Below are 3,854 nucleotides of genomic sequence, written 5' to 3'. Positions count from 1 at the left end.
AACCCAGAACCGAATGTGGGAGCGGGCTTGCTCGCGAAGACGGAGTGTCAGTCGACATCATCGTTAACTGATACACCGCATTCGCGAGCAAGCCCGCTCCCACCAGGTATTGCGTGAAGTTTTTAGACCGCCATTGGCGCGGTCATTGGCGCATGGTGCTCATAGCCTTCCAGCGAGAAATCGCTCGGCTCGACCAGCTCCAGCCACTCCGGCTGGTACACACCGGTCTTGGCAAACTCCGGCACGCGGTCGGAGATTTTCAGTTTCGGCATGGCGAACGGCTCGCGCTTGAGCTGTTCGTTGAGCATGTCCAGGTGGTTCTCGTAGACATGCGCATCACCGATGAAATAGGTGAACCAGCGCGGCGTGTAACCGGTCAGGCGACCGATCAGGCTCAGCAACGCGGCGCCTTCGGTGAGGTTGAACGGCGTGCCCAGGCCCAGGTCGTTGGAGCGGATGTACAGGGTCAGGGAGATCTCTTTGGTCTCGACGTTCGGGTGGAACTGGTACAGCAGATGACATGGCGGCAGGGCCATTTCATCGAGCTGGGCGACGTTCCAGCCGTGGAACAGAATACGGCGGCTGCCCGGATCCTTGATGATCGTGTCGACGCACTGGCGCACCTGGTCGATGGCTTTGTACAGCACCACATAAGCCTGGCCGTCTTCTTCGCCCTGGGCGATCTGCTTGTAGCCGTTGCTCAGGGTCTGTTCGATGGCGGCAGTGTTGCTCAGCGGGATCTGCTTGTACGCCGGCCATTTGCGCCATTGCACGCCGTAGATTTCGCCGAGGTCGTCTTCGCCCTGACGGAACGGGTTGGCCAGCCATTGCGCATTTTCGTTGGCGTTCTGATCCCAGACCTTGCAGCCCAGCGCACGGAATTCCGCGGCGTTGTTCACGCCGCGCAGAAAACCGCACATCTCGCCGATGGCCGATTTGAAGGCCATCTTGCGGGTGGTGATCGCCGGAAAGCCTTCCTGCAGATCGAAACGCAGCATCGCACCCGGGAAACTGATGGTGTTGATGCCGGTGCGGTTGGCCTGTTTGGTGCCGTTCTGGATGACGTGCGAGACCAGTTCGAGATATTGCTTCATGAGTTACCTGTGTCCTTTGAGCCCCGGCGTCGCGCGCCGGGGTTCGTAGTTTAAGCGGTCGGCGCGAGCGGCGCTGCCGGCGCACGACGATAGGCCAGCCAGATCAGGAACAGACCGCCGACGATCATCGGTACGCACAGCACCTGACCCATGGTCAGCCAGTTCCAGGCCAGGTAGCCCAGTTGCGCGTCCGGAACGCGGACGAACTCGACAATAAAACGGAAAATTCCGTAAAAAAGCGCGAACATGCCGGATACGGCCATGGTCGGACGCGGTTTACGCGAGAACAACCACAGGATCAGGAACAGCGCCACGCCTTCGAGCGCGAACTGATACAGCTGCGACGGGTGACGCGGCAGCTGCGCCGGATCGCTGAACGGCGGGAAGATCATCGCCCACGGCACGTCGGTCGGCTTGCCCCACAGCTCGGCGTTGATGAAGTTGCCGATACGCCCGGCACCCAGACCGATCGGCACCATCGGCGCAACAAAGTCCATCAGTTGGAAGAAGGTCTTGCCGTTACGCTTGCCGAACCACAGCGCGGCGAGCATCACCCCGATGAATCCGCCATGGAACGACATGCCGCCCTTCCACACTTCGAAAATCAGCGTCGGGTTGGCGATGTAGGCGCTCAGATCATAGAACAGCACGTAACCCAGACGTCCACCGACAATCACCCCCATCGACAGCCAGAACACCAGATCGGAGAGCTTCTCCTTGGTCCAGGTCGGGTCGAAACGGTTGAGCCGGCTCGACGCCAGCAGCCATGCGCCGCCGATGCCGACGAGGTACATCAGGCCGTACCAGTGGATTTTCAGCGGACCGATGGCCAGGGCCACCGGGTCGATCTGCGGGTAAGGCAGCATTGCGACTCCTCGTTAGAGTTGAAACCAAAATTCCCGGGCGACGCTGCCACCTCAGGATTAAGCCAGGATTGCGGCCCGTTCTGACCCAGCGGATCAGAGCAGGAAATTCAGGCCCACGCAGAACAGCAAAGCGGCGAACAGCCGTTTCAGCAAGCGCGGCGACAATCTGTGGGCCAGGCGCGCGCCGAGACGGGCGAACACCATGCTGGTCAGGGCAATGCCCAGCAGCGCCGGCAAATAGACAAAACCGAGACTATGCGGCGGCAACAGCGGATCATGCCAGCCCAGAATCATGAAACTTAACGCACTCGCCACAGCAATCGGCAAACCGCAGGCCGACGACGTTGCCACCGCCTGCTGCATCGGCACGCTGCGCCAGGTCAGGAACGGCACGGTCAGCGAACCGCCGCCGATTCCGAAAATCGCCGAGGCCCAGCCGATCACACTGCCGGCCACGGTCAGACCGAGTTTGCCCGGCACCGTTCGACTGGCCTTGGGTTTGACCTCCAGCGCCAGTTGCACGGCAATCACCAAGGCGAACACGCCGATGATCTTCTGCAGGTTCGGCCCGGAAATCGCCTCGGCCGTCAGCGCCCCAAAACCGGCGCCGAGCAGAATACCCACGGTCATCCACATGAAGATCGGCCAGCGCACCGCGCCACGGCGGTGGTGTTCGCGCACGGCATTGACCGAGGTGAAGATGATCGTCGCCAGCGACGTGCCAACCGCCAGATGTGTAAGGATCGACTGATCGAAACCCTGCAAGGTAAAACTGAACACCAGCACCGGGACAATAATGATCCCGCCGCCCACCCCGAACAGCCCGGCCAGCACGCCCGCACAGGCGCCCAACGCCAGATAGAGCAGAAATTCCATGACCGTCTCCCAGACGCATCCCCAAAACCGGAGCGGCATGGTAACGGATGCATGCCCTTTGGCTCCACTGACGATGGATGCACGGACGCCGACTGCGTAGAGTGAGCAGAAAACACACAAGGACCACCTTATGTGCCTGATCGTTTTCGCCTGGCGCCCGGGCCATGCCCAGCCGCTGATCGTCGCGGCCAACCGTGACGAGTTCTACGCCCGCCCGAGCCTGCCGCTGGCGCCATGGGCCGACGCGCCGCAAGTGCATGCCGGCCGCGATCTTGAGGCTGGCGGCACCTGGCTGGGGATCGGCGCCAATGGGCGCTTCGCCGCGCTGACCAATATCCGCGATCCACACCAGCCTCCGGCGCGTAAATCAAGGGGCGAGCTGGTGGCGCGGTTTCTCACGGGCGATGCGTCGATTGATGATTATTTAAGCGATGTGGTCGCGCGCTCGCCGGAGTACGCCGGGTTCAACCTGCTGTTGGGCAATGCCCACGAGCTGTGGCACTTCAATGCGCGGACGTCCGAGCCGGTGATGCTCCAACCCGGGGTTTACGGGCTGTCGAATGCCGGGCTGGATACACCGTGGCCGAAGTTGCTCAAGGCCAAGGCTGCACTGAGTGCGGTGCTGGATGATCCGCAGCCTGCGCGACTGCTCGAGTTATTGAGCGATGCGCAGACCGCGCCGTTTGCCGAACTGCCGGATACCGGGGTCGGGCTGGCGACCGAGTCACTGCTGTCGAGTGTGTTCATTGCCAGCCAGAGTTATGGCACACGGGCGAGTACGGCGTTGATTGTGCAGGCGGACGGCACGCGGCGAATGGTCGAGCGCAGCTTTGGGCCGTATGGCGGGCATTTGGGCGAGGTGGAGATTGCTGTTTAGCAGCGTTTGAACTGACGCCTTCGCGAGCAAGCCCGCTTGTGTCTGAGTAAAGGAATAAACTCTGGGGTGAGAGGGGTGGATGGCAAGCTGTGAGTCCGCGGTGTTTAAAGCACGAGTGGGAGCAAAGCTGCCATCCACCTT

General features: G+C 61.6%; 4 protein-coding genes and 1 pseudogene. 2 read left to right on the top strand and 3 right to left on the bottom strand.

The genetic code is table 11. The features are described from left to right. Positions 1–15: 15 nt before the first annotated feature. Positions 16–102, top strand: a pseudogene (locus QMX91_RS29605) (metal ABC transporter ATP-binding protein); the annotation flags it as partial. A 20-nt stretch (positions 103–122) separates the two neighbouring features. Here QMX91_RS29605 and QMX91_RS29600 read toward each other — a convergent pair. The 3 genes from QMX91_RS29600 to QMX91_RS29590 all read right to left on the bottom strand — a co-directional run bounded on the left by QMX91_RS29600 (position 123) and on the right by QMX91_RS29590 (position 2,836). Further along, positions 123–1,094, bottom strand: coding sequence for a thymidylate synthase (locus QMX91_RS29600; protein WP_047596629.1), 972 nt, complete (start codon positions 1,092–1,094; stop codon positions 123–125). A gap of 50 nt (positions 1,095–1,144) precedes the next feature. Beyond that, the gene (gene lgt, locus QMX91_RS29595) at positions 1,145–1,960 is read right to left on the bottom strand and encodes a prolipoprotein diacylglyceryl transferase (RefSeq protein ID WP_007965581.1); all 816 of its coding nucleotides are present in this window, start codon (positions 1,958–1,960) and stop codon (positions 1,145–1,147) included. A 93-nt stretch (positions 1,961–2,053) separates the two neighbouring features. Further along, positions 2,054–2,836: a sulfite exporter TauE/SafE family protein gene (locus QMX91_RS29590; RefSeq protein WP_027610537.1), complete on the bottom strand. Its 783-nt coding sequence runs from the start codon at positions 2,834–2,836 to the stop codon at positions 2,054–2,056. Positions 2,837–2,966: 130 nt separating this feature from the next. Here QMX91_RS29590 and QMX91_RS29585 point away from each other — a divergent pair, with 130 nt between their 5' ends. Next, the gene (locus QMX91_RS29585) at positions 2,967–3,713 is read left to right on the top strand and encodes an NRDE family protein (RefSeq protein WP_282413806.1); all 747 of its coding nucleotides are present in this window, start codon (positions 2,967–2,969) and stop codon (positions 3,711–3,713) included. The last annotated feature ends 141 nt before the right edge of the window (positions 3,714–3,854 follow it).

The organism is Pseudomonas sp. PS01299 (assembly GCF_029960145.1).
GTDB classification, from domain to species: domain Bacteria; phylum Pseudomonadota; class Gammaproteobacteria; order Pseudomonadales; family Pseudomonadaceae; genus Aquipseudomonas; species Aquipseudomonas putida_A.
The sequence above is the reverse complement of the archived record's forward strand: the minus strand, read 5'-3'. Positions and strand labels throughout refer to the sequence as shown.

Excerpts from the sequence above, each read along its gene's own strand:
- QMX91_RS29590 (WP_027610537.1), bottom strand. The coding sequence starts at position 2,836 with ATGGAATTTCTGCTCTATCTGGCGTTGGGCGCCTGTGCGGGCGTGCTG.
- QMX91_RS29585 (WP_282413806.1), top strand. The coding sequence starts at position 2,967 with ATGTGCCTGATCGTTTTCGCCTGGCGCCCGGGCCATGCCCAGCCGCTG.
- lgt (WP_007965581.1), bottom strand. The coding sequence starts at position 1,960 with ATGCTGCCTTACCCGCAGATCGACCCGGTGGCCCTGGCCATCGGTCCG.
- QMX91_RS29600 (WP_047596629.1), bottom strand. The coding sequence starts at position 1,094 with ATGAAGCAATATCTCGAACTGGTCTCGCACGTCATCCAGAACGGCACC.